The sequence below is a fragment of the Nocardioides alkalitolerans genome, assembly GCA_038184435.1.
GTDB classification, from domain to species: domain Bacteria; phylum Actinomycetota; class Actinomycetes; order Propionibacteriales; family Nocardioidaceae; genus Nocardioides; species Nocardioides alkalitolerans_A.
On the sequence record CP116227.1, the window covers coordinates 3,335,129 to 3,360,662 of the forward strand.

Sequence of the window (25,534 nt, forward strand, 5' to 3'; positions counted from 1 at the left end):
ACTCATCCACGCATCAGCTCCGTCGCGGTCTCGGGCCCGCCGACGTCGCCTGACGCCGGTCGGCGCGGGGCCGTGGCCCTCTCTCGGGGAGTCCACACGTGTCCGGGTCCGCGCGCCTCCGTCCCCTCGTCCGGGGCGGCCTCGCCCTCGTGCTCCTTCTCGTCGCCCTCGTCCTCACCGGCAGCCCGGCGCAGGCGACGAGCGGCCTCGAGGTCGGCATCCGCCTGACGTCCGGCAACACGCTGTCGTCGGGCACGCCGTTCCGCTACGAGGTCGCGCTCGTCTGCACGCGCTCCACGGACGCCTGCGCCGACGTGGTGGCACGGATCCCGTTGGGCGACGCCGCGGCGTACCAGCGGAGCGAGGAGCCCGCGACCGCCCCCGCAGGGGTGACGGTCACCCAGACCGTGGAGGACGACGACCTGGTCGTCCGGCTCACCGGTGCCCTGCCGGCCGGGGCCACGGCCCTCGCGACGTTCTCCCTGACACCGCCCAACGACACGACCCCCGACGGCACGAGCTGGGAGCTGGAGCCCGTGGCCACGAGCTCGAACGCGGGGACGAGCCGGCACGCGCCGCCGGGGTACGACGAGGAGGTGACCGCCCACGTCGACGCGACGACGACGGCGGTCGCCCACGTGGGCCTCACGGACTCCGCGCTGCGCCGGCCCGGCGACGAGGTGACGTTCGACCTCCGGGTCTCCTGCGTGCAGCCCGACACGGGCAACTGGTTCCCCGGACGGCTCGAGATCAAGGCCGAGCTCGCCCGCGGTCTCACGCTGGTCGGGTCGACCCCGGCCGGCGCCCGGGTCTCGGGCCGCACCCTCACGTGGACCCCGACGGGCGACGCGCTCCCCGCCAGCTGCCGCGAGCGGGGCGCCGACGGCGTCGTGGCCGGCACCGTCACGGCCCGCATCGACGAGGGCCAGACCGACCGCGCGCAGCTGCCGCTGTCGCTGCGCGTCACGCCCACCACGGCGGGTGGCGGTCACCGCTGGACGGGCGAGCCGGCGACCGACAGCGCCCAGGTCACCGTCATGGGCGCGCCGGGGGCGAGCCCGGGCTCGCTGTTCGCGGGCGCCTTCGGCCAGGTGCGCACGAGCACCTCCGACGACGGCACGGCCGAGGACCGCTCGCAGGCGACCTACCCGGGCAACTGGCTCGGGGTGCTCCCGGCCCAGCCGGCGTTCTCGCTCGAGCAGTTCCAGCCCAACGGGGCGACGGGGCTGACCCAGGCGGGCTTCAAGACCTCCTACAACAACATCGAGGACGGGTCGGGCTACGCCGTCGGGGTCGCCCAGCAGATGCCGTGCCTGGGCAGCGGCACCCGTCACGAGCCGTCGAGCGGCTCCTGCGTCCCCGCCTTCCACGCCACGACCGCGGCGCTGTGGGTGGACAACGACGCCGACGGCTCGACCGGCGAGGCCGTGCCGGGTGGTTACCGCGCGCGGGCCGTGCTCACCGACGGTCGCCGCGTCACCCTCCACCGCACCGGCGGCACGACGGCCCTCGACGACCGCGGCCAGTGGGTGGGCTTCTCCGTCCCCGACTCCGCCGTCGGCCGGGTCCGGGCCATCGAGTTCCCCGCGAGCACGGGCATCGAGTCCTACACCATGAGCTGGGCGGTGTTCGGCTACGTCGACCCCGAGGTCGACCCCGGCGAGGTCGTGGTGGCGCGCTCGTCCGCGTCGGCGACGTACGGCGACGACACCACGCAGCTGAGCACCCGCGACGCCGTGCTCACCGTGGTGGCCCGGCCGCAGCTGGGGGTGGACGCGTCGTACGCCGCCGCCACCCTCCCCGAGGTCGGCGCCACGACGACGCTCGACGTCACGGGCAGCGCGCTGCTGCCGGCCGGTTCCGACACCGACCTCGTGCTGGCCGAGCGGCTCCCCGAGGGCCTCGACTGGCACGGCAGCGTGCCGGCCACGCTGCCCGCGACGCTCGAGATCACCCACCGCGCGGGCGGCCGGGGCCAGACCGTGACCGAGCGCGAGGTCGCGCTGCCGCTCGTCGTCGCCCGCAACGCGGGAGGCAGCGGCCGCACGCTCGTGCGAGCCGTGGTCGACGCCGACGAGCTCGCCGCGCAGGTGACCGACGAGGCCGGCGCCCGCGTGCGCCTGCAGCTGTCCCTCCCCGTGGTCGCGACGCGGCCCGGCCTGCTCGCCCACGAGGCGCGGCTGGTCGCGCCCGGCACCCCGATCTCCCAGGTCTGCGCCCAGCAGCCGGCCACCACGTCGCGCTCGGTGCCGACCTCGACGACGGGCCTGGCCCACACGGCGCCCGGCTGCCTCGCGACGAGCACCGTGCAGGTGGAGACCGGCGACGGCGCCGCCTCCTTCTCCGTCGACGTGCAGGTGCAGGGCGACGCCGACGAGGAGCCGAAGGCCGCCCCGTCGCTCGGCCTCGCCGACGACGGCGAGGCGACCTACACGCTGCGGTGGCGCAACACGGCGACGACGCCGCTGAAGGACGTGACGGTCTACGACGTGCTCCCCACGCTCGACGACACCCTCCTGGCCGGCGCCGCGTCGGGCACACCGCGCGGCAGCGGCTTCGAGGTCGAGCTGCTCGACGTCGAGGCGCCGAACGGGGTCCGCGTCGCGACCGCCGACGACAGCGACGTGTGCCACTCCCTCGGCACCGAGCCGCAGGCCGAGGGCTGTGCCGCGTGGCGCACCGACGGCGACCCCGACGGGGTCCGCGCGCTGCGGCTGACGTCGGGCGCGACGTACGACATCGGCGAGGGCTTCGACGTCACCCTCACCGTGGGTCTGCCCGACGACGTGGCCCCCGGCTCCGTCGCCTGGAACACGGCCGCCGCGACGGCGCGCAACGCCTGGAGCGGCTCGACGCTGCCGCCGGTGGAGAGCGCGAAGGTGGGGCTGACGCCGTACGCCGAGGACCTGCCCCCGGTGGTGACGCTGGAGACCGACCGGGCCTACGCCGGGCCCGGCGAGCAGGTGACCTACACCGTGCGGCTCGCCAACCCGGGCCCGCACCCGATCACCACGGCCGCACCCGTCGGCACCCTCCCCGTCGGGCTCGACTTCGTCGCGGCCACCGCCGGCGCCGTCGTACGGCTCCTCCTCGACGTGCTCGACGGCCTGACCGGCGGGCTGCTCGGCGAGGTCGTCGGCCCGGTGGACGAGCCCGTGCCGACCCTGCCCGGCCTGCCCGTCGCCCCCGGTTTCGATCCCACGCAGCCCCGCAGCGCGGGCAGCGAGGTGACGTGGCCGGAGATCGAGCTGGCGCCCTACGAGACGCGCGACATCCAGCTCACGGCCCAGCCCGACGCGTACTCCGCCGGCAGCCTCCTGAGCCGCTTCGTCGTCGAGGGCGCGATCCTGCCGAACCCCTGCCCCGAGGGCGAAGGCGTCTGCGCCGAGGTCAACGTGCCGTCCGGCCAGCTCACCGTGACGCACGAGGCGGAGGGTGAGGGGGCGCCGCTGTACGCCGCGGGTCCGACCGCCGTCCGCGTCGACTGCGTGCGGGGCGGGGTGCCCGTGCACGGCTTCCCGCGCACGCTGCAGCTCGCCGACGGCCAGGTCAGCGCGGCGCTGCCGGTGCCGTACGGCGCGGTCTGCTCCGGCGGCGTCACGCAGGACCAGGGTGCGACGGACGTGGCGGTCTCGCCCGCGACCGGCACCCGGGTCACCCCGGAGACGCCCCAGGGGGCGCTCGTCGTGACAACCCGCTTCGACCTGGCGCGCGTCGTCGTCGACCGGCGGGTGTCCGGCGTCGGGGCCGCGATGGCGCCGGCGACGGCCCTCGTCTCCGTGACGTGCCGCTGGCGCGACGAGACCCTGCCGGGCTTCCCGATGCAGGTGTCGATGGGCCGGGGCGAGCGGGTCGGGCTCACCGCCCTGCTGCCCGTCGGCGCCCTCTGCACCTCGACGGAGACGTCGGGCGCGCCCGCCGACGAGGTGCCGGGGGGTTCCGTGGTCGCGACCGCCGTCGCGGGCGGGGAGACCCTGCTGTCGACCCACGGCGTCTACTCGGCGGGCCGCCTGCGCGTGACCGCCGGCGACGACCTCGACGACGACGCCCGCGTCGCCGTGACCTGCCGTCGCGAGGGCGCGGTGACGTGGTCGGGCGAGGTGCGGGCGGCTCCGGGCACGACGGCCGTCGCCCGCAGCGGGGGCCGCGACGTGCTCCTGCCGGCCGGCACCAGCTGCGACGCCGCGCCGACCGACCTGGCCCAGCGCGTGAGCGCCGACGGTGCCCTGGCGGTGGCGGCGGACGGCGGTGCCCGCGTCCAGGACCTCGACCTCGTCGTCAGCGCGGCTCCCGCCGCCCAGGCGGCCGTGGGCGACCTGCTCGACTCCGTGGGCCTCGGCGGGGTCCGCGGTCCCGGCGGCGTCGTCGGTGCCGGCCGTCTCGCGGACCCGTCGGTGGCGGTGCCCGGTCAGGCACCCACCGGGCCGGTGCCGCCCACGGGGGACCCGACGACGCGCACCACGACCGACGACGACCCCGACGGCGAGCTCGGCCTCGCCGCTCCCGCGAGCGGCGACACGGCGGACGACGAGGACGGGGGCCGCGACGTACCGGTCCTCCCGCTCGCCCTCGGCGGCCTCCTGCTCCTCGCCGCCGGCGCGCTCTGGACGCGGTTCCGCCTGTAGCCCCCCGAGGGTCGTGGTGTGAGGCCACCACTTTTCGCAGGCCTCACACCACGACCGGTGAGGGGAACGCGAGAGGGATCAGGGGCGAGGGCGCGTCCGCAGCAGCCACGCCACGCCGAGGAACGGCAGCAGCAGGGGCAGGTAGCCGTAGCCCTGCCCGAACACCGACCACACGGTGTCGTCGGGGAACCAGTCGGCGTGCACGACGCTGATCGTGCCGACCGCGATCACGCCGACCAGCTCGACGCACACCGCGACCCACGCGACACGGCGCCAGACGGCCCCGGAGCGGGCGAGGCCGAGGGTGGCCGCGACGTACACGAGCGCCGCGAACGCCGACAGCAGGTAGGGCACCAGCGCCTCGTCGGCGTGGGTGGCGAGCTGCACCGACGACCGTCCGGTTGCCGACAGGGCGAGGATCGCGTAGACGGCGACGAGCACGCGGCCCCAGCCCGAGGAGGTACGCCGCGGCGCGGCTGACGGGGTCGGCTCAGGCACCGGCGGGGCTCCAGATCTGCTCGAGGCGCACGACGAGGACGGGGATGACGAGCAGCACGACGAGCAGCACGCCCGTGCCGGCGCGGCCGGGTTCGCCGCCGGCCCACCAGATGCCGACGGGGATGACGAGGAGCAGCGCGACGAGGTAGCCGATGAACGTGACCACGTTGACGCCCTCGGGCGCGCCGCGCGCCACCTCGACGATCCCGACGACCAGCTGCGCGACGAGCAGCAGCTCGACGAACCACAGGGGTGCGGCGAGCTTCGGGTCGGGGCGGAGGTCGCGCACGACGTACCACGCACACCACGCCGCCGCCGCCAGCGAGACCGCGACGACGGCGATCTGGAGCGGGTCCCACATGGCGGCCATCGTAGGAGCCCGTCGAGCGGGTCCGTGGGCGCGCCCTACCCTGAGGCGGTGAGCGTCCCGACCACCCCGACGGCCCCGACCGCACTGCCCGCCCTGCCCACCGCCGACGACGTCGAGACCGCCGCGACACTGCTCGCGCCGGTCGTCCCCCCGACGCCGCTGCAGCGGAGCGCGCGGCTGTCGGCGGCGACGGGGCTCGACGTGTGGCTCAAGCGGGAGGACCTCACGACCGTGCGGTCCTACAAGGTGCGGGGCGCCTACACGGTCATCGCCGGTCTCGACGCCGCCGCCCGCGAGCGCGGCGTCACCTGCGCCAGCGCCGGCAACCACGCCCAGGGCGTCGCCTACGCGTGTGCCCGCGCCGGGGTGCGCGCGACGATCTTCCTGCCGCGCACGACACCGCGGCAGAAGCGCGACCGCGTGGCGACGCTGGGCGGCAGCTTCGTCGAGGTGGTCATCGCGGGCGAGGCGTACGACGACGCGGCGTCGGCCTGCGCCGAGTTCGCCGAGGCGTCCGGGGCCACCGTCGTCCCGGCGTTCGACCACCCCCAGACCATCGCGGGCCAGGGCACCGTGACCGCCGAGATCATCGACCAGGCGGCGGACGCGGGCCTCGAGCCCGCGGCGATCGTCGTACCGGTCGGCGGGGCCGGGCTCCTGGCCGGCGCCCTGACCCTGCTCGCGGAGCGGGCGCCGGGGATGCGGGTCGTGGCCGCGGAGCCCGCGGGGGCGGCCTCCCTGGCGGCGGCGCTCGAGGCCGGCGGACCGACGGACCTCGCCCACGTGGACCCCTTCGTCGACGGGGCGGCGGTGCGCCGGGTCGGCGCGGTGACGTACGCCGCCGTCGACGCCGCCCGCGCCGACGGGGGCGGCCCGGTCGACCTCGCCACCGTGGCCGTGCCCGAGGGGCTCATCTGCGTGGAGATGCTCGACCTCTACCAGGCGGACGGGATCATCGCCGAGCCCGCCGGGGCGCTGGCGAGTGCCGCGCTCCGCCAGGTGGTGGCCGACCCCGACGGCGGCCTGGTGCCCGGCAGCACCGTCGTCTGCGTGGTCTCGGGCGGCAACAACGACGTCTCGCGCTACGCGGACGTCGTCGAGCGGGCGCTGGTGCACGAGGGCGTGAAGCACTACTTCCTCGTCGAGTTCCCCCAGGAGCCCGGCGCGCTGCGACGGTTCCTCGACGAGGTGCTCGGTCCCGACGACGACATCACGTTGTTCGAGTACACCAAGCGCAACAACCGGGAGACCGGTCCCGCCCTCGTCGGCGTCGAGCTGGGCGACCCGGCCGACCTGCAGGGACTGGTCGAGCGCATGCGCACGTCGAACCTCCGCGTCCAGAAGGTCGATCCCGACAGCCCCCTGTTCGGCTTCGTGCTCTGACACGTCGGGCTCCGGCCTCAGGTCGGACGCTCCGCTGCCGATCGCGTGTTACGTCTAGGTGACGTGGGGCACACTGGCCCGCACGCAACGGGCGGTCCGCGACGGGACCGGCGCACAGGAGGTGGCCATGACGACGACCGGGACGCAGCGACGGCGCGGCACCGCGCGCCGCACCCTCTCCGCCGCCCCGGCGGGGTCCCTCCTCGTGCGGCGCGACCTCGGTGGCGGCGGTGTGCGCGCGACGGCGCTCGACCTGACGCTCCGGGCCACCGTGCGCCCCCTCATCGCCGCGTGGACCCTCGCGCCGGACCTGCCGTGGCCCTACGCCGTCGTCGACCAGGTCGGGCGGCTGCTCCGTCCGCTGCCGGGCACGACGTTCGAGCGCTACCGCCTGCCGCACTGCTCCGCCACGCGGATCACCACGGCCGCGTCGGCGGAGAGCGGCACCACGGTGGTCTACCTCCACGGCGGCGCCTTCCTCGTGGGCGGCAACCACCTCCACCGCCAGCTCCTGAGCCGCGTCGCCCACCGCACGGGCGCGACCGTGCTGGCGCCGGAGTACCGCAAGCTCCCCCGCCACACCGTCACCGACGCGCTCGAGGACGCCCTCGACGCCTACCGCCACGCCCTCGCCCACGGTGCCGACCCCGACCGCACCGTGCTCATGGGCGACTCCGCCGGCGGGTTCCTGGCGGTCATGCTGGCCGTCGCCGTGCAGCGCGCGGGCCTCCCCCGCCCGGCCGGCATCGTCGCGATGTCCCCGCTCGTCGACTTCCTCGCCCCCGAGCTGCCCTACCCGGGCTGCACCCTCTTCCCCCGCCGCGCGATCGGCCGGTTCCAGCAGCTCGCGGCGCGCGCCAACCGCCGCAAGGGCCTGGGCGACGCCCCGATCGAGTCGCCGACCCACGCCACGCGCCGCGGCCTCCCGCCCACGCTCGTGCAGGTCAGCTCCGCCGAGAGCCTGTACGCCGACGGCGTGCGCCTCGCGGAGGCCCTCGCCGACGCGGGCACGGCGGTCGAGCTGGAGGTCTGGGACAAGCAGGTGCACGTATTCCAGGCCGCCGCCGGCCTCCTCAAGGAGGCCGGCGAGGCCATCGAGAGCATCGGTGGCTTCGTCGATCGGGCGTTCGCCGCGGCCGACGGGGTCGCGGCCGACATCGCCTGACCTGGCCTCGCTGACCCGGCGGGCCGCCCGACCTCAGGGGCGCTGCAGGGTGCCCGGGTCGACGACGTTGCGCGGGTCGCGCAGCGCGCCGTGGAGCTGACCGTCGCCCGAGAGGCGCACGGTCTGGGGGTCGTCGAGCAGGTCGACCACGAGCACCGTGACGTTGTCCCGGCCGCCACCGTCGAGCGCCGCCTGCACGAGGTCGCGCGTGGCGGTCTCGGCGTCCCGGGTGCTGACGATGTGGGCGACGGCGCGGTCCTCGACCATGTCGGTGAGGCCGTCGCTGCACACGAGGAAGCGGTCGCCGGGCCGCGCGTCGAGCACGTGGATGTCGGGCTGCAGGTCGGCCTCGTCGCCGAATCCCGCGTGGAGGGACCGCATGACGACGTTGCGCATCGGGTGGTGGCGCACCGAATCGGCGCTGATGTCGCCCGAGTCGACGAGCGCCTGCACGAGCGTGTGGTCGTGGGAGACGCGCGCGAGCTGGCCGTCGCGCAGGAGGTAGGCGCGGGAGTCACCGATGTGGGCGAGCACGACGCGGTGGCCGTCGGTGGCCAGGGCGGTGAGCGTCGTGGCCATCCCCCGGCGCTCGGGGTCCAGGGCCACGCCGCGGTGCAGGTCGACGACGGCCCGGCGGATCGCGTCGCCGAGCACGAGCACGGGGTCGTCGTCGGGGTGCGCGCGCGTGGTCGCGGCCACCACGTAGGCCGCGGTCGCCGACGCGACCTCCCCGGCCGCCGCGCCACCGACGCCGTCCGCGACGAGCGCGAGGTACGGCGAGGAGTAGGCGGCGTCCTCGTTGTGGTCCCGCACGAGCCCCACGTGGCTCGCCCCCGTACCGACGAAACGCAGCATGCGGTCCATCGTGACACGCTCGGGTGAGCGTCGGCGCGCGATGCCGGCCGGCACGACGCCTGCGCGTGTGACGCATGGCACTCCTGGCGCTCTGGGCGTGCTATGGGGCCCCGTCGCGTCGTACCGTCCTCGACGTGACCCACTCGCCCCACGTGACCTGCATCGGCGGTGCCGTGGTCGACCGGTCCTACCGCATCGGCGGACCCGTCGCCCTCGGTGCGTCGAACGCGGCGACGGGCGCGACGTCCTTCGGCGGGGTCGCGCGCAACGTCGCCGAGAACCTCAGCCGGCTCGGCACGCGGGCGGCCCTCGTGTCCGTCGTCGGCGACGACGTCCCCGGACGCGCCCTCCTCGACGACCTCGACCGCCTCGGCGTGGACCGCTGGGCGGTGCGACCGCTGGCGGGCCAGACCACCGCGACGTCCGCCGCCGTGCGCGGCCCCGACGGCGAGCTCGTCGTCGGCGCGAGCGACCTGCGGGCCTTCGACGAGATCACCCCCGACCGGGTCGCCGAGCCGCTGTCGCGGGTCGACCCGGGCGCATGGGTGTTCGCCGACGCGACCCTGCCCAGCGCCACGCAGACCCGGTTGGCGACCGCGCGCCGCACCCGCGGCTTCCGCCTCGCCGTCGACACCGTCGCGACGTCGAAGGCCCCCCGGCTGCCCGCCGACCTCGGCGCCATCGACGTGCTGTTCACCAACGTCGAGGAGGCCCGGGCGCTGCTCGCCGACCGCGGCCGCGCCCTCGCGCCCGCCCCCGACGGCGGGGACGACTCCGACGCCGTGGTGCACGCCCTCCTCGCCACCGGGGTGCGTGCCGTCGTGCTGACCCTCGGCCCCGCCGGCCAGGTCGTGGGCCACGCCGACGTGCTCGTGCGCACCCCCGTGGTGCCCGCCTCCGTCGTCGACACCAACGGCGTCGGCGACGCGCTCGTCGGGGCCACCCTCGCCGACCTGGTGCGCGGCGTGCCGCTCGTGGACGCCGTGCGGTCCGGTGCCGCCGCCGCGGCCCTCACCACGGAGACGGCCAGCAGCGTCAACCCCGCCCTGTCGCCCGCGCTCGTCGCGTCGCGCCGGGTCGTGCCGGAGGGCGTGGCCTGAGCCGCGGCGCCGACGGTCGCCGTCAGCCGCCCCCCGGGCGCTGCACCTGGGCGGCCAGGCGCTCGGGGGCCTGCAGGCAGTAGGAGTCGGTCAGCAGCTCGGCCAGCTCCTCGACGTCGGTCGCGTCGTCGAGCACCAGGCCCACGGCGTTGCCCCCGACCACGAAGTACGGCTCCCCCAGGTGGCGGAACGCCATCACCTCGTCGGGCTCGGCCCGGAACGTGATGCGGAACAGCTGGTCCTCGCCCCCGAAGACGTGCGCCACCGTGCGCCCCGCGACGCGCCAGCGCACGCCCGTCCACGCGTCCTCCTCGACGCACTCCGGGAACGCCGCCAGCACGGGACGCAGACGCTCCAGCAGCGCGGGCGGGACGTCGGGGCGGCGGGCCATGGCGGCACGGTGCCACAGGACGCCGACAAGTTCGCCTCAGGTCCTCCGCGGGACCGATGACTTCCGGCGAGCGACGTGGTCTGCTCCCCCGACGCGGCCGATCAGCGGCCGCTCTCGACCCCGGAGCGCACCGTGACGACCCACATGAACACCTACCTCATCTTCGACGGCGAGACCCGCGCGGCGATGGAGCTCTACCAGTCGATCCTCGGCGGCAAGCTCGACGTCATGACCTTCGGCGACATGGGCATGGAGGGGCCGATGGCCGACGGCGTCATGCACGCGTTCCTCCACACCGACGACGGCCTCCGCCTCATGGCCTCCGACGGCGGCCCCGACAACGAGGTCGTCCACGGCACCGACTTCGCGATCGCCCTCAACGGCGAGGTGGAGGACGAGGCGCGCCTGCGCGGCTGGTACGACGCGTTCAGCGCGGCCGGCACCGTCGACGTACCGCTCGACAAGCAGATGTGGGGCGCCTGGTTCGGCCAGGTCACCGACCCCTTCGGCATCGCCTGGATGTTCAACATCGCCAGCGGCGACGAGCCGGAGGCCTGAGGGGGTGGCACTTTCCCCGGTCAGCCGGGGAACACGCCACTTTGACCATCAAATTTGATGGTCTAAGTGGTTGGTTCCCCGGTCAGCCGGGGAACCGACCACTTTGCACGTCAACCAACCGGTGAGGGTTGGGGCGGGCCTCAGCCGGGCAACGCCCCGACGGCGGGCTCGTCGCGGCCGAAGTAGTCCGCCATCACCCGCGCGACGACCGCGTCGCCCCAGCGGTCGAGCCGGGCCGGGCCGCCGGGGAGCCGCCGGTCGATCCGGTAGCGCCACGTGTTCAGCCCCAGCACGAGGGCGTGCGCCCACGGCGGACGCCACGGCAGCCCGAGGTCGCGCATGGACTCCCGGCCGAGGAACAGCGACAGCATGCTCAGCGTGCGCTCCGCCTTCCAGCGCCCGTGCGGCAGCGTCCGCAGCATCGCCACGATGTCCTGCGACAGCCGGGCACCCGCGGGCGTGACGTCGCCCTGGGCGAGGAGCACGTGGTAGTTGATCCGGTGCCGCTCGCGCTCGGCGTCGACCAGCCACTGCTCGTCGACGCCGAGCAGCCACCCGACGTACTTCCACAGGTGCATGACCGCGCGCGACTCCGCCCGCGTGACCGGTACGCCGAGCGCCCGGACCCCGAGGAGCACGACGCCGTCGAACAGGCCGAGCGTGCCGGCCTGGTCGGCCTGGTTGATCGGCAGGCCCCAGCGCGCGACGTCCCAGGTGTCGGCGAACCCGGCGTTGACGAGCGCGTGCATGGCACGGACGTGCACGGTGAGCCGCCAGCCCTCCCCCCAGCGTCCGTCGGCGTCGCGCTGCAGCGCGCCCGGCTGCGAGAGCGCGGCGGTCCAGGTCTGGGTCTCGGCGAGCCTGCGTCGGGTGGAGTCGCCGACGAGGCCGCCGGTCGCGACGAGCAGGTCGGGCGGACCCCCGAAGCGGTAGCCCCCGATGAGCGACAGCTGCAGGAGCACGTCGGCGGCGTTCTGCCCGAACCGCCGGTAGACCCGCGCGCCCTCCTCGACGAGCGCGGGGTCGACCCACGCGGGGGTCGCCTCGACGTGGGCGAGGAAGGTCCGCAGCGCCTCCGGCGCGTCCGGTACGGCGCCGATCCCGTCCGCGAGGGCGACCCGCAGCTGGCGGTGGGTGACGCGACGCGGGTCGCCCGCGGGCAGCCGCAGGGCCGCGGCGAGCCGTGCCCCGACGTCGTCCTGCTCGCCGAAGCCGGCGCCGATCCGGGCCAGCAGGTCCTCGTCGACGTCCCGGACGCGGGCGACGACCCGCAGCGTGCGGCCGAGCCGGCGACCGCGGGCCTCGGCGGCGCGGAAGCGGGAGGGGGGCGCGACGGGTCCGCCGACCTCGGGCTGGAGGGATGCGCTCATGCGCACCAGCCTGACGCGAGTCATCGCTCGCATACAATTCGCGTCATGGAACCCGTCCGGCGCACCGCCTCGACCCAGCGCCCCATCCCTGGCCTGCGGAGACAGCCGCGCCAGCAGCGCTCCCGCGCGATGGTCGAGCGGATCGTCGAGGCCGCTCGCGTCGTGCTCACCGAGGACGGCTACGACGCGTTCTCCACCAACCGGGTCGCCGCCCGCGCCGACGTGAGCCCGGGCTCGCTCTACCAGTACTTCCCCGACAAGGCGGCCCTCGTCGACGTCCTCACGCAGCGCTGGATCGAGCAGGTCAGCGAGGACGTCACCCGCGTGCTCCTCGACCGCCTCGACGCGACCGGGCCCGCCATGGTGCGCTCGACCGCCGACGCCCTCCTCACCGCGCTCTCCACCGACGTCGCCCTCCTGCGGCTCGTGTGGGAGGACCTCCCCGGCGCCCGCAACCTGGCGGGCCGGGAGCAGCTCGAGCGGCGCGTGCGGGACGTGCTCGCGGCGTACCTCGCCGTCCGCCTCCCCGCCGCCGACCGCCCCCGCGCCGCCCGCATGGCGTGGGTCGCGGTGCTGACGATGGAGTTCCTGACGGTGCGGTTCGTGCTCGACCCCGACCCGCCGCTGACGCGGGAGGAGCTGCTCGACGAGGTGGTCGCCATGGGCGTCCGGTACGTCGCGGTCGAGCCGGAAACCTCCGGATGACGCCGGGCGCGTGCCGCGCCTAGGTTCAGGATCGCGCGGCGACCGTGGGGTCCGTCGCCGACCGAGGAGGAGGTGCGGGCGATGGGGACGTTCGTCGGGGCCGACGTCGAGGAGCTCCGCGCGCTCGCGATCGAGCTCGAGGCGGGAGCCGGGGAGCTGCGGGACCTGTCGTCGGAGCTGTCCGGCGCCATCGCGGCGGCCGAGAGCTGGCAGGGCCCGGACGCCACCCGGTGCAAGGACGAGTGGGGGACCCTCGCCCAGAGCAGCATCGCCGATGTCGCGAGCGCGCTCGACACCGCCGGGCGCATCGTCCGCCGCAACGCCGACGAGCAGGAGGGCGTCAGCAGCGCCGACTCGACGGCACCGCAGGGCTACGGCTGGCTCTCCCTCGTGCCGGGCGGCATCGCGACCGCCAACGCGCTGAAGAAGATCTGGGGCGCCGGCAAGGGCCTGCTGCAGCTGCGCGGGTTCTTCGACGCGCTGCGCCACCCGGCGACCGGGTTCGGTGCGCTGACCCGGTTCGAGAAGGTGCGCGACGCGGTCGAGGCGCTCCTCGCGACGCGCAAGACGGGGATCATGGGGATGCTGTCGCGCATCTCGCTGCCCCTCACCGCCCTGCAGGGGGCGTGGCAGGCGGTGGCCGGCACCGGCTACGAGGGCTGGCGCGACACCGTCGGACGGATCGTCGGCGGCGCGGGCGCGGTGGGTGCCGTCACCCTCCTCGTCGGTGGCACCGCCCTGGCGGCGCCGATCGCGACGGCGGCGGCGATCGGGGTCGCGGCCTACGGCGTGTGGAGCGCCGGCAACTACGTGTACGACAACCGCGCCGCCATCGGGCAGTTCGTCTCCCGCGCCGCCGAGGGCGTCTCCACCTGGGCCTCCGACCAGGCGTCCCGGGCGCTCGACTCGGCCCGCGACTGGGCCCGCGGCTTCCTCGGCCTCGGCCGGCCGGCGGCGGTGGGCTCGTGAGCACCACCATGAGCGCCACCGTGAGCACCGCCGCGAGCACCGTGGACCCGGCGGCCGACGCACCGGCCGAGATCGCGACGCCGGTCGTCACCCTCACCGACGAGGAGCTGGCCGTGCTCGGCCACGCGGAGGGGCCGGCGGTCACGCCGTACCTCGCCGACCTCACCGGCGCGGTCCGCGACCAGGCGCTCGCCACGGCGCTCCGCGGGCTGCTGGCCCGCGGCATCGTCTCGTCGCCCGGCGGCGACGGCGCGCCCGAGCGGCAGGGCGACCGCGTCGAGCTCGACCTGCTCGTGCGGCAGGACGTGCTCTCCGTGCTGACCCTGCGCCGGGCCGCGGGCACCGTCGTGGCGGTCGCCCGCACCGGCGCCACCGTGCAGGACTTCCTCTACGCCCACCTCGTCGCCGAGTTCGTGCTGGTCGAGCAGGTCGGCACCGACGGGCACCACCGGTTCTCCCTCGGCCGGGCCGCGGACCTCGGCGACCTCCTCGTGGGCGCGGTCCTCCACCCCGAGGCCGCGAGCGGCGCGGCGGACGCCCCGGTCACGCTCTCCGTCCCGGCGGGCGACGTGTCCGGACCGGCCGCGGTCGCCGTCACGCCTCCGGCCCTCATGGCGCAGCTGGGCGCGGCCCACCTCCGCTCCGACGTGACCGTGCTGCGGGCCGGGGCGGACGTCGCACCGGGCGGGCCCGGCGAGCTGCTCGGCCTCTTCACCGGGCCCCGTGGCTGCTGGGTGGCACGCACCGCGGCGGGCAGCGGACAGGTCCGGATCGCCCCCGTCGACGTGGAGCAGGTGCGTCGCGACGTACGAGCCCTGGCGGCGGACGCCGCACCCACCCCCGAGAGCATCACCGAGAGCGGAGACGCCCGATGAGCAGCTTCCACGGCATGGACACCGAGCAGGTGGCCGCGCTCGGCACCCGGATGACGGCGGTCGCGGACCGGCTCCGCACGCTCGAGGCGACCCTCACCGCCCGCCTGCAGCAGGCCGCGTGGCAGGGCGCCGACCGGGAGCGGTTCGTGCAGGAGTGGGACGGGGCCTACGTCGCGTCCCTCCGCACCGCGGCGACCGCCCTCGAGCAGGCGGCGGCCGTGGCCGCCGAGAACGTGCGCGCGCAGGAGTCGGTCAGCGCCTGAGGGGTCGTGGCCCCAGCGCTACGGGGAGCGGCCCGGTGGGGCCGCGACTCAGCGGGTCGCGGTCTCGTCCGCGGGCGTCGGGCCCGGGTCGATCTTGTGCCCGGGGCGCCCGAAGCGCCGCAGGCTGTAGACGATCAGCCCCAGGGCGATCGCCGACGACGCGATGAGCGTGATGCCGGTGCCGACGCCGCCGAAGAGCCACCACGAGTCACGGACCGGCCACCAGCCGGGCGCGGGCGGTTGCACGATCCACAGCACCCCCAGGGCCGTGAGGCACAGCGCGCCGAGCGTCGACATCGCGACGCGGAACCACGTCTCGACGCCCTCGGCCGCCGTCCGCATCGCGGCGCGCTCGATGGGGGCGAGGCGGCGCTCGGCCCACTCGTACTGCTGCGACAGCACCGCGAGCCCGCCGAACAGCATGAGCAGACCGGGTCCGGGCAGCACGAGGGCTGCGATGCCGGCGACCACGAGGGTCCATCCGACGATCTCCAGGGCGATCCGCTTGCCTGCTCCGCGCACGGGTGCAGCCTGCCAGACAGCCGGGAACGGGGACCGGATTTCCCGGGCCTCGCCGCCTCCGCCCGCGGCGTCAGGTGAGCCCGAGCGCCCCGGCCGCGTCCCCGGCCAGCAGGAGTCCCACGATGGCCATCACCCAGTAGACCACTCCGTCCGTGACGCGCCGCAGCCAGGCGGCGAGGCGCGCGAGCGGCGCCTCGACGCGGTCGCGGAGCGCGAGCCGCACCCCGAGCAGCAGGAGGGCCGGGGCCACCATCACCAGGGCGTACGCCGCGACGACACCGACGGTGCCCACCACCGGCAGGTCCGCCGCGGTGATCAGCCCCACGGCGGCGAGGAAGGGCAGCATGCTCGCCACCTCGACGAGCACCGCCGCGAGGGCGACGCCGACGACGACGCGGTACGACGCGTCCGGGCCCACGAGGCGCTCCGCCCACGTGCCCGCACGGTCGGAGGACTCCCCCGGCTCGTGCCCCGGACGGCGACGCCACCACTCCAGCACCTTGTCCCCGACGGCTCCGGCCGCCAGCAGCGCGACACCCACGACGAGCTGGGCCCAGCGCAGCCAGGTCAGGTCGCCCAGGTCGAGCACCACGTCGCGGAGCGCGCCGGCGCCGAGCACGAGCGCCACGCCGACGGCGGCGTAGAGACCGCCGACGACGGCGAGGTACGCGGCGTACCGACGCACGTCGACCCGCGGCGCCAGCAGGAGGAGCAGCGGCAGCACCAGCGTGCCCATGCTCGTGCTGTCGACCAGCGCGAGGCCGACCAGCGCGGCGAGGGTGACGGGGTCCACGGAGCCGACGCTAGGGACGCGGGGGTACGCCGCGGATCAGCCGATGGTCGGAGCCGAGGCGTCTTCGGTCGGGGCCGGGGGTGCCGTCCGGATCAGAGCAGCATCGCGAGGGCGGACCCGGTGCCGGCCACGACGATCGCGGCGCGGAGCCACGCCACGGGGAGCAGCTTGGCGATGCGGGCGCCGGTGTAGCCCCCCAGCACCGAGCCCGCCGCCAGCAGCCCCACGACCCGCCAGTCGACCTCCGCGATCAGGACGAAGACGACGCCGGCCGTGATGTTCGCGGCCATCACCGTCAGCGTGCGGAGCGCACCCGCGACGTGGAACTCGACGTCGAGCGAGAGCGCCAGCACGGCCAGCATCATGACGCCGGCGCCGGCGCCGAAGTAGCCGCCGTACACGCCCACCAGCAGCACCCACCCCACCACCGGTGGGGTGAGCCGGAGCCGGGCCTCGCCGTCCTCGCCGCGACGGTGGCGCAGCCACGCGGCGATGCGCGGCTGCACGGCCACGAGGGCGCAGGTGCCGAGGATCAGCCACGGCACGATCGCCTCGAACACCCCCGCGGGCAGCAGCACCAGCAGCGCGGCGCCGCCGACACCGGCGACGGCGGTCAGGCCGAGGAGCTGCGCCGTCAGCCGCGGGTGGGTGCGCAGCTCGTCGCGGAACCCGGCCGCCGCCCCGAGCCCGGCCGGGACCAGGCCGATCGTGGTGCTGACGTTGGCCGTGACCGGGGGGACGCCCAGGGCGACCAGCACCGGGAAGCTGAGGAGGGAGGCGACACCGACGGTCGCCGTCAGCACGCCGGCGCCGAAGCCGGCGAGCAGCACCCACAGCGCGTCCACGTCCCCCCGTCCCGTCGAGCCTCCCCGGAGGGCCCGTCGTGATCGTGCCACGGCGGCCCCACCCGGTGTAACGCGGTGTCCGGGCTTCCATGGACGTGGTCGACCACCGCATCAGTAGCCCGGACACCGCGTTACACGCGGGGGTGGGCGGACAATCGCCCCATGGAGCAGACCCTGACGCTCGTCGTGCTCGCGGTCGTGGCGATCGCCCTGGTCTCCATGGTCAGCAACCGGCTCGGCGTCGCAGCGCCGCTCCTGCTGCTGGCGGTGGGGGGCGTCGTCGGGCTGATGCCCTTCGTGCCGGCCGTCGAGATCGAGCCCGAGTGGATCCTCGCGGGCGTGCTGCCGCCGCTGCTCTACTCGGCCGCGGTCTCGATGCCGGCCATCGAGTTCCGGCGCGAGCTGCGAGCCATCAGCGGGCTCTCGGTCGTGCTCGTGCTGGCCAGCGCCCTCGTGCTCGGCTGGTTCTTCACCCTGGTGGTCCCCGGCCTCAGCCTCGCGTGGGGCGTCGCGCTCGGCGCCATCATGAGCCCGACCGACGCCGTCGCCACGTCCATCGTCAAACGCTTCGGGATCAGTCCACGGGTGGTCGCGATCCTCGAGGGCGAGGGACTGCTCAACGACGCCACCGCCCTCGTGCTGCTGCGGGCCTCGGTCGCCGCGGCCGCGACGGGGTGGAGCGTCGGCGGGATCGCCCGCGACTTCGCCGTCGCCGTCGTCGTCGCGGCCGCCATCGGCGTCCTGGTGGGCCGGGTCAACCTGTGGCTGCGGGCCCGCACCCTGCAGGCGTCGGTCAACACGGCGCTGTCCCTCGCCGTACCCTTCACCGCCGCCCTCCCCGCCGAGCACCTCGGCGCGTCCGGGCTGGTGGCGGCGGTGGTGGCCGGGCTCGTCACCGGCCGGGGCGCACCCCGGGTGCTGAGCCCGCAGCACCGGCTGTCGGACGCCGAGGTGTGGCGCACCGTCGAGGTCCTCCTGGAGGGCGCGATCTTCCTCGTGATGGGCCTCGAGCTCTTCGGGCTGCTCGTCGACCTCGACGAGGACGACCACCACCTCGGCCGCACCCTGGCCGTCGCAGCCGCCGCCCTCGCCATCGTGCTGCTGGTGCGGGCCGCCTTCGTCGCCCCCCTGCTGCTGGCGCTGTCGCGACGCGCGAGGCGGGGGGCGGCGGTGCGCGACCGCGTCGACCGGATGCGGGAGCTGGCGGAGGACCCCGACCGCTTCGCCGCCGCCCTCACCGCGCGGGTCGAGAAGCACGGCAAGAGTCTGCGCGGGGCGTCCCGGGTGGCACGCCTGCGTCTCGAGCCGGAGCGGATCGAGCGCTTCGGCGCGCGCGTACGACGCCGGCTCGCCGACATCGACTACCTGATCGCCGAGCCGCTCGGTCCCCGCGAGGGCGCCGTCGTGGTGTGGGCCGGCCTGCGGGGCGCGGTCACGCTCGCCGCCGCCCAGACCCTGCCGGCCGACACCCCCGACCGGTCGCTGCTCGTGTTCCTCGGGTTCCTCGTCGCCGCGGGCTCCCTCGTGGGGCAGGGCGCGACGATCGGCTGGGTCGTGCGGCGCGTGCGCCCCGCCGGGGTCGACCAGGCCGCGCTGGACCGGGACCGCCGCCAGCTCGTCGACGTGCTCCGCGCGACCGCCGAGCGCCTGGAGCGCGACGCCGAGTCCGACGACAGCGGGCCCGTCGACCGCGCCGACGTCATCGACGCCCAGCGCGGGGTGCTCCTCGACCTCGCCCGCGAGGGCGCCTTCGCCTCGTCGGCCGTGCGCGACCTGATGGCGGTGCTCGACGCCGACCAGATCAGCATCGAGCTCCGCCGTCGGCCGGTGGAGGACGTCTAGCGCTCCCCCCACCCCGGAACGTCATGCGAGGTGGCGCCCCCGACCACCGCAACGCCTGACGTCCGGGAGCACGCGGCTCGGCGGCCGCGCTCGGCTGGACCGAGGAGTCCGGATGACGCGATGCGAGCGCAGCGAGCGGGCGGCGCACGGACGACGAGGGAAGCCGAGCGCTCGGGGCCGCCGAGCACGCGCGAGCGGAGCGAGCGCAGAGAGCAGAGCCTCAGCGCGCCGCCGACAACCGGTACTGCCGCACGCTCAGCGGCACGAACACCACGAGGATGATCGCGACCCAGATCAGCGTGTAGAGCGCCGGGTGCTGCATCGACCACGCGTCGCCGACGGGCACCGAGGGGTCGTAGTTGCCGAACAGCTCGCGGCAGGCCTGCGTGAGCGTCGAGACGGGGTTCCACTCGACGAGCGTGCGCAGCACACCGCTGAAGCTCTCGAGCGGCACGAACGCGTTCGACACGAAGGTCAGCGGCATGATGACGATGAACGACGCGTTGTTGATGACCTCGACGCTCGGCACGAGCAGCCCGATGTAGGCCATCACCCAGCTGATCGCGTAGGCGAACACGAGCAGCAGGCCGAACCCGAGGACCGCGTCGAGGGCACCCTCGCGGATGCGCCACCCGATGAGCAGGCCGGTCAGCGCCATGATGATCAGCGACAGCACGTTGTAGACCACGTCGGAGGTCGTGCGCCCGATGAGCACCGCCGACGGCGACATCGGGAGCGACCGGAAGCGGTCGATGATGCCCTTCTGCATGTCCTCGGCGAGGCCGGCGCCGGTGAACGTCGCGCCGAAGACGACGGTCTGGGCGAAGATGCCGCCGATGAGGAACTCGCGGTAGCCGACCCCGCCCTCCGCGCCGATCGCGCCCTCGAAGACGAAGGCGAACAGCAGGATGAACATGATCGGGCTGACGAGCACGAAGACGAGCACCTCGGGCACCCGCTTGATCTTGATGAGGTTGCGCTTGGTGACGACCCAGCCGTCGCTGGCGGTGCGGGCGAGGGAGCTCATCGGCCGGCCTCCTTCTCGGTGCTACCGGGGGTGCCGGGGGTGCCGGCCGCGGGACCCGCGGAGTCGTCGGCCACCGCACCGGTGAGCGACAGGAACACGTCGTCGAGCGTCGGCCGTCGGAGGCCGACGTCGAGCAGCGCGATCGACGAGCTCTCGAAGGCGTCGAGCACGCGCCGGAGCGCGGGCACGCCGTCGTCGACGGCCGCGGTCAGGGTGCGCCCCGTGTCGTCGGTCTGCACCTCCGCCCCGGCCATCGCGACACCGGCCAGGATGGCGCGGGCGCGCTCGGCGTCCCCGCGCTCGCGCAGCACCGCCTCGATGCGCTCCCCGCCCACCTGGGCCTTGAGGTCGTCGGCGGTGCCGCGGGCGATCGCGCGGCCGTGGTCGATGACGACGATGTCGTCGGCGAGGCGGTCGGCCTCCTCCAGGTACTGGGTCGTCAGCAGCAGCGTCGAGCCCGCCGCGACCAGCTCTCGGATGACGTCCCACATCTCGAGGCGGCTGCGCGGGTCGAGGCCCGTCGTCGGCTCGTCGAGGATGAGCACCGGCGGGGACGCGACCAGCGCCCCGGCCAGGTCGAGACGGCGGCGCATGCCCCCGGAGTAGGTCTTCGAGGGCCGGTCGCCGGCGTCCGCGAGCGAGAAGCGCTCGAGCAGCTCCCGCGCCCGCTCGCGAGCCCGGGCGCGGCCCAGCCCGTAGAGCCGGCCCACCATCTCCAGGTTCTCGAACCCGGTCAGGTGCTCGTCGACCGCGGCGTACTGCCCCGAGAGACCGATCCGGCGCCGCACCCCGTCGGGGTCGCCGACCACGTCGACGCCCGCGACCTCGGCGCGGCCGCCGTCGGGCTTCAGCAGCGTCGCGATGATGCGCACCGCCGTGGTCTTCCCCGCCCCGTTCGGGCCGAGGAGGCCCAGCACCGTGCCCTCGGGCACGGCGAGGTCGAGCCCCGCGAGGGCTCGGACCTCGCCATACCTCTTCTCCAAGCCCTCTGCTCGGATCATCTCTGCCATCGCGGTCCTTCCCCTGGGCGCCCACCACACGTGGACGTCAGGATCACAGACCGCGGTGACAGTCCTGATTCATCGGTGGATCAGGCCCAGGTCGGCACCGTCTGCGCGATCGTGCGCGGCGCGCGGCCCAGCAGGGTGGCGAGGTCGTCGCCGGTGCGACCGAGCTCGCCGTCGAGGATGTTCTGGTCGGCGGCGACGAGGAAGCCGGCGGTGCCCTCGTCGAGGCCCGCCCCGACCAGCACGTCGCGGTAGGTGTCGGCGGGGAGCGCGGCGTACTCGACCTCACGGCCCAGCACGTCCGCGAAGACGGCGGCGAGCTCGGCGTGGGTCCACGCCTCCTGGCCCACCAGCTCGTAGGCCGCACCCTCGTGGCCCTCGCCGGCGAGCACGACCGCGGCCGCCTCGGCCAGCTCGGCCCGCTCGACGCTGGAGACCCGACCGTCGCCCGCCGCCGCGGCGACCTGGCCGCGCTCGGCCGCCTGGCCGAAGGCGGGGAGGTAGTTCTCGGTGTACCAGCCGTTGCGCAGGAACGTCCACGGCAGGCCGCTGGCCTCGATGAGCTCCTCGGTCGCCTTGTGCTCCGGCGCCACGACGAGCGTCGGGCTGTCGACGTTGGTCACCGACGTGTAGACGATGCGCGCCACGCCGGCGGCCTTCGCCGCCTCGACGACGTTGCCGTGCTGCCGCGCGCGCTGGCCGACGGCGCTCGACGAGACGAGCAGTAGCACGTCACCCGCGGAGAGCACCGACGCGTCGACGTCGTCGTAGTCGAGCCGGGCGGTGCGTACGCCGCGGTCCGCCAGGTCCGTCAGCCTCGCCGTGTCGCGGGCGGTGGCCAGGACGTCGCCCGCCGGTACGCCGCGCTCCAGGAGCTGCTCCACCACCAGTCGTCCGAGCTGCCCGCTCGCCGCCGTCACCACGATCGCCATGTCGTTCCTCCTCGTCCGTGCGCCGCGTCGTGCGGCGCTGTCGGCGGGGTCAACCGGGGGACGGACCGAACCCTTCCCGTCGGGAGGTACCGACTTTGAAGTGGGGTACCCACCTGCAGGTAAGGTGGGGCGCATGACCATGACCGGCGCCCGTCTCTCCACCCTCGACACGGGCTGCCCCGAGATGCGCCAGCTCGTCGAGCACGTGACGAGCAAGTGGGGGCTGCTGGTGCTGCTGCAGCTCGACGGCCGCACGCTGCGGTGGAGCGAGCTCAAGCGCGCCATCCCCGGCGTCAGCGAGAAGATGCTCATCCAGACGCTGCAGACGCTCGAGGCCGACGGGCTCGTGCTGCGCGAGGCCCGCCCGGTCGTGCCGCCGCACGTGGAGTACTCGCTCACCGACGCCGGCCGCGACGCCGCCGCCCTGCTCGCCCCCCTCGCCCTCTGGGCCCAGGACCGCGTGCGGGGGGCCTGAGGCGGCGCGACACTTTCCCCGGTCAGCCGGGGAACACGCCACTTAGACCATCAAATTTGATGGTCTAAGTGGTTGGTTCCCCGGTCAGCCGGGGAACCGACCGCTTCACAACCCCGGCAGCACCGGCGGGCTCGGGTGGTGCGCGACGCGGGCGTGCGGGTCGCGGTCGGCCTCGGCGACCGGACCCACGTGCACCGTCGCCGCGACGAGCTTGGGCACGCCGTGGAGCAGCGCGTGCTGTGCCTCGTGGGCCAGGTCGTGCGCCGCCGCGAGGTCGAGCCGGGGGTCGGCGAGCACCGCCACCTCGGCGCGCAGCCGGTGCCCGGTCCAGCGCAGGCGGAGGTCCTCCACGCGCCGTACCCCCTCCACCGCCGCCAGCGACCGCAGGGCCGCGTCGGTCAGCGCGGGGTCGACGGCGTCGAGGAGCCGCCCCAGGACGTCCCGGGCCGCGCCCACCAGCACGACGAGGATCATCGCCGTGATGACGAGACCGACGACGGGGTCCGCGGCCGGCACGCCGAGCATCACGCCGACGGCGCCCACGAGCACGGCCAGCGACGTGAACCCGTCGGTGCGGGCGTGGTGGCCGTCCGCCACGAGTGCGGCGGAGCCGATGCGTCGGCCGGTGCGGATCCGGTAGCCCGCGACCGCCTCGTTCCCCACGAACCCGATCAGGCCCGCGACCGCCACGGCCAGCGGCGCCTCCACGGCCCGCGGGTGCAGCAACCGGTCGATGCTCTGCCAGCCGGCGACCACCGCGGAGAGCGCGATCATCGCGACGACGAAGAGCCCGGCGAGGTCCTCCGCCCGCCCGAACCCGTAGGTGAACCGCCGCGTCGGCGCCCGCCGCCCGAGGAGGAACGCGATCCACAGCGGCACCGCCGTGAGCGCGTCGGAGAAGTTGTGGATCGTGTCGGCCAGCAGCGCCACCGACCCCGTGAACGCGACCACGACCGCCTGCGCCAGCGCCGTCACCAGCAGCACGACGAGGCTGATCTTCAGCGTGCGGATCCCGACGGCGCTCGCCTCGAGCGCCGCGTCGAGCGAGTCCGCCGGGTCGTGGCTGTGCGGACGCACGACGTGGGCGACCCGAGCGCGCCACCCGGGACGCCCGTGCCCGTGCCCATGACCTTGCCCGTGCCCGTGCCCGTGCCCATGACCGTGACCGTGCCCCCCGCTCACCGCTCGCCGCCCGCGTGGTGCGCGGGCACGCCGCCGGCGGCGTGCTCGGCGTGGTGCAGCGCGTCGACGACGAGCGTGCGGACGTGGTCGTTCGCCAGCCGGTAGAACACCTGGTTGCCCTGCCGCCGCGTCGTCACCATCCGCCCCATCCGCAGCTTCGCGAGGTGCTGGGAGACCGCGGCCTGCGGCTTGGCGACCCGCTCGGCGAGGTCGTTGACGCTCAGCTCACCGTCGCGCAGCACCGACAGCAGCCGCACCCGGGTGGCGTCGGCGAGCAGCCGGAAGATCTCGACGGCCAGGTCCACCTCGTCGTCGGCGGGCTCGACGACGGCCCTATCTGCACGCATGCGCATATGCTAAGTCGACGAGGTCCCGCCGCCAACCCCTACGGTGGCCCCATGCCTGCCGAGGTACGACGCGGTGTCGACGCCTTCCGCACCGTCACCGACGACCGCACGACCGCCCACGCCTTCTCGTTCGGCGCGCACTACGACCCGGCCAACCTCGGGTTCGGCCCGCTGGTCGTCCACAACGACGACCGCGTCGCGCCCGGCGGCGGCTACCCCGACCACCCCCACACCGACGTCGAGATCGTCACCTGGGTGCTCGACGGCGCGCTCACGCACACCGACACCCAGGACCCGGCGGGCGGCAGCGCGACGCTGGGCCCCGGCACCGTCCAGGTCACTAGCGCCGGCAGCGGCATCCGGCACAGCGAGCTCGTCGACCCGGCCGCCGGCCCGACGCGCTTCCTCCAGGCCTGGGTGCGTCCCGACGAGCGCGGCACCCCGCCGCGCACCACGCGCGCGACCGTCGATCCCGCCGACCTCGCCGCCCGGTTCGTGCCCGTCGCGGGCGGACCCGACGCGCCGCCGGTCGGCACCCGGGGCGCGACGCTGTGGGTCGCGCGGCCGCGCCGCGGCGTACCCCTCCGGCTCCCCGACGCCCCCCTGCTCCACCTGTACGTCGCGCGTGGCGCCCTCGACGCGCCCGCAGCGCCAGGGCTCGGGGAGGGAGATGCCTGGCGACTGCGGGACGCGGGCGAGCTCGACGTCGTACCCCAGGACGACCGCACGGAGCTCGCCGTGTGGTCCTTCGGAGCCGCGCGCTAGTCGGACGGGTCCGCGGCCCCCGGCGACTCGGCCGAGTCCGCGGACTCGAGACGCTCGTGCAACCGCGCGCGCACCTCGTCGGGCGTCAGCTGCGCACGGGCACGCTGGTCGCGGGCGACGACGACGCCGGTCGCGGTGACGCCGGCGAGACCGGCGAGGCCGAGCACCTTCCAGAGCTTCACGGACCCCAGTGTGCCCGGCAGCGCGGACAGGTCAGCCCAGCGCGGCCGGGTCCATCCACATGACCTCCCAGATCTGGCCGTCGAGGTCGCGGAACGACCACCCGACCATCGGGCCGTTCTCCTGCGGCTCGCCCGCCGCGGATCCGCCGAGGTCGAGTGCGCGCTCGACGAGCGCACGCACGTCGTCGGCGCTGCCCGCAGAGAGGCAGTAGAGCGCTCCCGTCCCGCTCGTGGGGGCGGTGGTGCCGTGGAAGGAGTGGAAGTAGGCGTGCTCGAGGAACATCACCGACGTCAGCGAGTTGAGCTGCACCGACACGGCCCGCTCGTCGCTGAACGCCTCGTTGATCGTGAAGCCCAGGTCGCTCCAGAACGCGCGGGTGGCGGCCGGGTCGGTCACCGGGAGGTTGACGAAGAGCATCCGCTCCGTGGCCTGCTGCGTGGCCTGCTGCGTCGTGGTCATGTGGGCGTCCCCTCGTGGCGTGGCCCCT

General features: G+C 75.2%; 27 protein-coding genes. 12 read left to right on the top strand and 15 right to left on the bottom strand.

From position 1 onward, the window contains the following. The first annotated feature begins 98 nt into the window (after positions 1-98). Complete coding sequence (locus PIR53_15880) at positions 99-4,625, top strand: DUF11 domain-containing protein (GenBank protein WZH51489.1); 4,527 nt, start codon at positions 99-101, stop codon at positions 4,623-4,625. A gap of 78 nt (positions 4,626-4,703) precedes the next feature. On the opposite strand, the gene PIR53_15885 is transcribed toward PIR53_15880, so the two are convergent. Then, positions 4,704-5,123 (bottom strand): hypothetical protein, encoded by a 420-nt coding sequence (locus PIR53_15885; protein ID WZH51490.1) that lies wholly within the window; start codon positions 5,121-5,123, stop codon positions 4,704-4,706. Then, positions 5,116-5,484 (bottom strand): hypothetical protein, encoded by a 369-nt coding sequence (locus tag PIR53_15890; protein ID WZH51491.1) that lies wholly within the window; start codon positions 5,482-5,484, stop codon positions 5,116-5,118. The genes PIR53_15885 and PIR53_15890 overlap by 8 nt, the downstream gene beginning before the upstream one ends. Positions 5,485-5,541: 57 nt before the next feature. On the opposite strand from PIR53_15890, the gene ilvA reads away from it, so the two are divergent. Together ilvA and PIR53_15900 are read left to right on the top strand one after the other, a co-directional pair. Further along, positions 5,542-6,876: a threonine ammonia-lyase IlvA gene (ilvA, locus tag PIR53_15895; protein WZH51492.1), complete on the top strand. Its 1,335-nt coding sequence runs from the start codon at positions 5,542-5,544 to the stop codon at positions 6,874-6,876. 127 nt (positions 6,877-7,003) lie between these two features. After that, positions 7,004-8,041 (top strand): alpha/beta hydrolase, encoded by a 1,038-nt coding sequence (locus PIR53_15900; protein ID WZH51493.1) that lies wholly within the window; start codon positions 7,004-7,006, stop codon positions 8,039-8,041. Between the two features lie 33 nt (positions 8,042-8,074). Here PIR53_15900 and PIR53_15905 read toward each other — a convergent pair whose 3' ends face one another. Further along, complete coding sequence (locus PIR53_15905; protein WZH51494.1) at positions 8,075-8,896, bottom strand: protein phosphatase 2C domain-containing protein; 822 nt, start codon at positions 8,894-8,896, stop codon at positions 8,075-8,077. Between the two features lie 134 nt (positions 8,897-9,030). Here PIR53_15905 and PIR53_15910 point away from each other — a divergent pair, with 134 nt between their 5' ends. After that, positions 9,031-9,996, top strand: coding sequence for a PfkB family carbohydrate kinase (locus PIR53_15910; protein WZH51495.1), 966 nt, complete (start codon positions 9,031-9,033; stop codon positions 9,994-9,996). A 22-nt stretch (positions 9,997-10,018) separates the two neighbouring features. Here the strand turns inward: PIR53_15910 and PIR53_15915 are convergent, their stop codons facing one another. Further along, positions 10,019-10,387: an MmcQ/YjbR family DNA-binding protein gene (locus PIR53_15915; protein WZH51496.1), complete on the bottom strand. Its 369-nt coding sequence runs from the start codon at positions 10,385-10,387 to the stop codon at positions 10,019-10,021. 132 nt (positions 10,388-10,519) lie between these two features. Here PIR53_15915 and PIR53_15920 point away from each other — a divergent pair, with 132 nt between their 5' ends. Continuing rightward, positions 10,520-10,945: a VOC family protein gene (locus PIR53_15920; GenBank protein WZH51497.1), complete on the top strand. Its 426-nt coding sequence runs from the start codon at positions 10,520-10,522 to the stop codon at positions 10,943-10,945. A 140-nt stretch (positions 10,946-11,085) separates the two neighbouring features. On the opposite strand, the gene PIR53_15925 is transcribed toward PIR53_15920, so the two are convergent. Further along, on the bottom strand, positions 11,086-12,315 hold the full coding sequence (locus PIR53_15925) for an oxygenase MpaB family protein (GenBank protein WZH51498.1): 1,230 nt from the start codon (positions 12,313-12,315) through the stop codon (positions 11,086-11,088). 45 nt (positions 12,316-12,360) lie between these two features. Between PIR53_15925 and PIR53_15930 the strand changes: the two genes are divergently transcribed. The 4 genes from PIR53_15930 (at position 12,361) to PIR53_15945 (ending at position 15,127) form a co-directional block, all read left to right on the top strand. Continuing rightward, positions 12,361-13,020 carry a TetR/AcrR family transcriptional regulator gene (locus PIR53_15930; GenBank protein ID WZH51499.1) on the top strand — a complete coding sequence of 220 codons (660 nt, stop codon included), beginning with the start codon at positions 12,361-12,363 and terminating at the stop codon, positions 13,018-13,020. Between the two features lie 81 nt (positions 13,021-13,101). Continuing rightward, on the top strand, positions 13,102-13,989 hold the full coding sequence (locus PIR53_15935) for a hypothetical protein (GenBank protein ID WZH51500.1): 888 nt from the start codon (positions 13,102-13,104) through the stop codon (positions 13,987-13,989). Between the two features lie 8 nt (positions 13,990-13,997). After that, positions 13,998-14,864 (top strand): hypothetical protein, encoded by an 867-nt coding sequence (locus PIR53_15940; protein ID WZH51501.1) that lies wholly within the window; start codon positions 13,998-14,000, stop codon positions 14,862-14,864. Beyond that, a complete protein-coding gene (locus tag PIR53_15945) occupies positions 14,861-15,127 on the top strand; it encodes a hypothetical protein (protein ID WZH51502.1) in 267 nt (88 codons plus the stop codon). The genes PIR53_15940 and PIR53_15945 overlap by 4 nt, the downstream gene beginning before the upstream one ends. Before the next feature lie 48 nt (positions 15,128-15,175). Here PIR53_15945 and PIR53_15950 read toward each other — a convergent pair whose 3' ends face one another. The 3 genes from PIR53_15950 to PIR53_15960 all read right to left on the bottom strand — a co-directional run bounded on the left by PIR53_15950 (position 15,176) and on the right by PIR53_15960 (position 17,287). Beyond that, positions 15,176-15,649: a PGPGW domain-containing protein gene (locus PIR53_15950; GenBank protein ID WZH51503.1), complete on the bottom strand. Its 474-nt coding sequence runs from the start codon at positions 15,647-15,649 to the stop codon at positions 15,176-15,178. Positions 15,650-15,719: 70 nt separating this feature from the next. After that, the gene (locus PIR53_15955) at positions 15,720-16,442 is read right to left on the bottom strand and encodes a GAP family protein (GenBank protein WZH51504.1); all 723 of its coding nucleotides are present in this window, start codon (positions 16,440-16,442) and stop codon (positions 15,720-15,722) included. 92 nt (positions 16,443-16,534) lie between these two features. Continuing rightward, entirely contained in the window at positions 16,535-17,287 is a 753-nt protein-coding gene (locus PIR53_15960; GenBank protein ID WZH51505.1) for a sulfite exporter TauE/SafE family protein, read from the bottom strand. Between the two features lie 162 nt (positions 17,288-17,449). Here PIR53_15960 and PIR53_15965 point away from each other — a divergent pair, with 162 nt between their 5' ends. Then, positions 17,450-19,129, top strand: a complete 1,680-nt coding sequence (locus tag PIR53_15965; protein WZH51506.1) for a sodium:proton antiporter — start codon at positions 17,450-17,452, stop codon at positions 19,127-19,129. 220 nt (positions 19,130-19,349) lie between these two features. On the opposite strand, the gene PIR53_15970 is transcribed toward PIR53_15965, so the two are convergent. The 3 genes from PIR53_15970 to PIR53_15980 all read right to left on the bottom strand — a co-directional run bounded on the left by PIR53_15970 (position 19,350) and on the right by PIR53_15980 (position 22,095). Beyond that, entirely contained in the window at positions 19,350-20,156 is an 807-nt protein-coding gene (locus PIR53_15970) for an ABC transporter permease (protein WZH51507.1), read from the bottom strand. Then, the gene (locus PIR53_15975) at positions 20,153-21,166 is read right to left on the bottom strand and encodes an ATP-binding cassette domain-containing protein (protein WZH51508.1); all 1,014 of its coding nucleotides are present in this window, start codon (positions 21,164-21,166) and stop codon (positions 20,153-20,155) included. Before PIR53_15975 ends, PIR53_15970 begins: the two co-directional genes overlap by 4 nt. A gap of 80 nt (positions 21,167-21,246) precedes the next feature. After that, positions 21,247-22,095, bottom strand: a complete 849-nt coding sequence (locus PIR53_15980; protein WZH51509.1) for an SDR family oxidoreductase — start codon at positions 22,093-22,095, stop codon at positions 21,247-21,249. 133 nt (positions 22,096-22,228) lie between these two features. Between PIR53_15980 and PIR53_15985 the strand changes: the two genes are divergently transcribed. Continuing rightward, positions 22,229-22,570, top strand: a complete 342-nt coding sequence (locus PIR53_15985; protein ID WZH51510.1) for a winged helix-turn-helix transcriptional regulator — start codon at positions 22,229-22,231, stop codon at positions 22,568-22,570. 105 nt (positions 22,571-22,675) lie between these two features. Here PIR53_15985 and PIR53_15990 read toward each other — a convergent pair whose 3' ends face one another. Both PIR53_15990 and PIR53_15995 read right to left on the bottom strand, forming a co-directional pair. Then, complete coding sequence (locus PIR53_15990; GenBank protein WZH51511.1) at positions 22,676-23,647, bottom strand: cation diffusion facilitator family transporter; 972 nt, start codon at positions 23,645-23,647, stop codon at positions 22,676-22,678. A gap of 101 nt (positions 23,648-23,748) precedes the next feature. Then, complete coding sequence (locus tag PIR53_15995; GenBank protein ID WZH51512.1) at positions 23,749-24,099, bottom strand: metalloregulator ArsR/SmtB family transcription factor; 351 nt, start codon at positions 24,097-24,099, stop codon at positions 23,749-23,751. A 51-nt stretch (positions 24,100-24,150) separates the two neighbouring features. Here PIR53_15995 and PIR53_16000 point away from each other — a divergent pair, with 51 nt between their 5' ends. Further along, positions 24,151-24,864, top strand: a complete 714-nt coding sequence (locus PIR53_16000) for a pirin family protein (protein ID WZH51513.1) — start codon at positions 24,151-24,153, stop codon at positions 24,862-24,864. On the opposite strand, the gene PIR53_16005 is transcribed toward PIR53_16000, so the two are convergent. Further along, positions 24,861-25,046, bottom strand: coding sequence for a hypothetical protein (locus PIR53_16005; GenBank protein ID WZH51514.1), 186 nt, complete (start codon positions 25,044-25,046; stop codon positions 24,861-24,863). The two genes, PIR53_16000 and PIR53_16005, sit on opposite strands and share 4 nt — an antisense overlap. 31 nt (positions 25,047-25,077) lie before the next feature. Continuing rightward, positions 25,078-25,506, bottom strand: a complete 429-nt coding sequence (locus PIR53_16010) for a hypothetical protein (GenBank protein ID WZH51515.1) — start codon at positions 25,504-25,506, stop codon at positions 25,078-25,080. Between the last annotated feature and the right edge of the window lie 28 nt (positions 25,507-25,534).

Excerpts from the sequence above, each read along its gene's own strand:
- PIR53_15890 (WZH51491.1), bottom strand. The coding sequence starts at position 5,484 with ATGTGGGACCCGCTCCAGATCGCCGTCGTCGCGGTCTCGCTGGCGGCG.
- PIR53_15900 (WZH51493.1), top strand. The coding sequence starts at position 7,004 with ATGACGACGACCGGGACGCAGCGACGGCGCGGCACCGCGCGCCGCACC.
- PIR53_15905 (WZH51494.1), bottom strand. The coding sequence starts at position 8,896 with ATGCTGCGTTTCGTCGGTACGGGGGCGAGCCACGTGGGGCTCGTGCGG.
- PIR53_15915 (WZH51496.1), bottom strand. The coding sequence starts at position 10,387 with ATGGCCCGCCGCCCCGACGTCCCGCCCGCGCTGCTGGAGCGTCTGCGT.
- PIR53_15925 (WZH51498.1), bottom strand. The coding sequence starts at position 12,315 with ATGAGCGCATCCCTCCAGCCCGAGGTCGGCGGACCCGTCGCGCCCCCC.
- PIR53_15930 (WZH51499.1), top strand. The coding sequence starts at position 12,361 with ATGGAACCCGTCCGGCGCACCGCCTCGACCCAGCGCCCCATCCCTGGC.
- PIR53_15935 (WZH51500.1), top strand. The coding sequence starts at position 13,102 with ATGGGGACGTTCGTCGGGGCCGACGTCGAGGAGCTCCGCGCGCTCGCG.
- PIR53_15940 (WZH51501.1), top strand. The coding sequence starts at position 13,998 with ATGAGCGCCACCGTGAGCACCGCCGCGAGCACCGTGGACCCGGCGGCC.
- PIR53_15945 (WZH51502.1), top strand. The coding sequence starts at position 14,861 with ATGAGCAGCTTCCACGGCATGGACACCGAGCAGGTGGCCGCGCTCGGC.
- PIR53_15965 (WZH51506.1), top strand. The coding sequence starts at position 17,450 with ATGGAGCAGACCCTGACGCTCGTCGTGCTCGCGGTCGTGGCGATCGCC.
- PIR53_15970 (WZH51507.1), bottom strand. The coding sequence starts at position 20,156 with ATGAGCTCCCTCGCCCGCACCGCCAGCGACGGCTGGGTCGTCACCAAG.
- PIR53_15975 (WZH51508.1), bottom strand. The coding sequence starts at position 21,166 with ATGGCAGAGATGATCCGAGCAGAGGGCTTGGAGAAGAGGTATGGCGAG.
- PIR53_15980 (WZH51509.1), bottom strand. The coding sequence starts at position 22,095 with ATGGCGATCGTGGTGACGGCGGCGAGCGGGCAGCTCGGACGACTGGTG.
- PIR53_15985 (WZH51510.1), top strand. The coding sequence starts at position 22,229 with ATGACCATGACCGGCGCCCGTCTCTCCACCCTCGACACGGGCTGCCCC.
- PIR53_15995 (WZH51512.1), bottom strand. The coding sequence starts at position 24,099 with ATGCGTGCAGATAGGGCCGTCGTCGAGCCCGCCGACGACGAGGTGGAC.
- PIR53_16000 (WZH51513.1), top strand. The coding sequence starts at position 24,151 with ATGCCTGCCGAGGTACGACGCGGTGTCGACGCCTTCCGCACCGTCACC.
- PIR53_16010 (WZH51515.1), bottom strand. The coding sequence starts at position 25,506 with ATGACCACGACGCAGCAGGCCACGCAGCAGGCCACGGAGCGGATGCTC.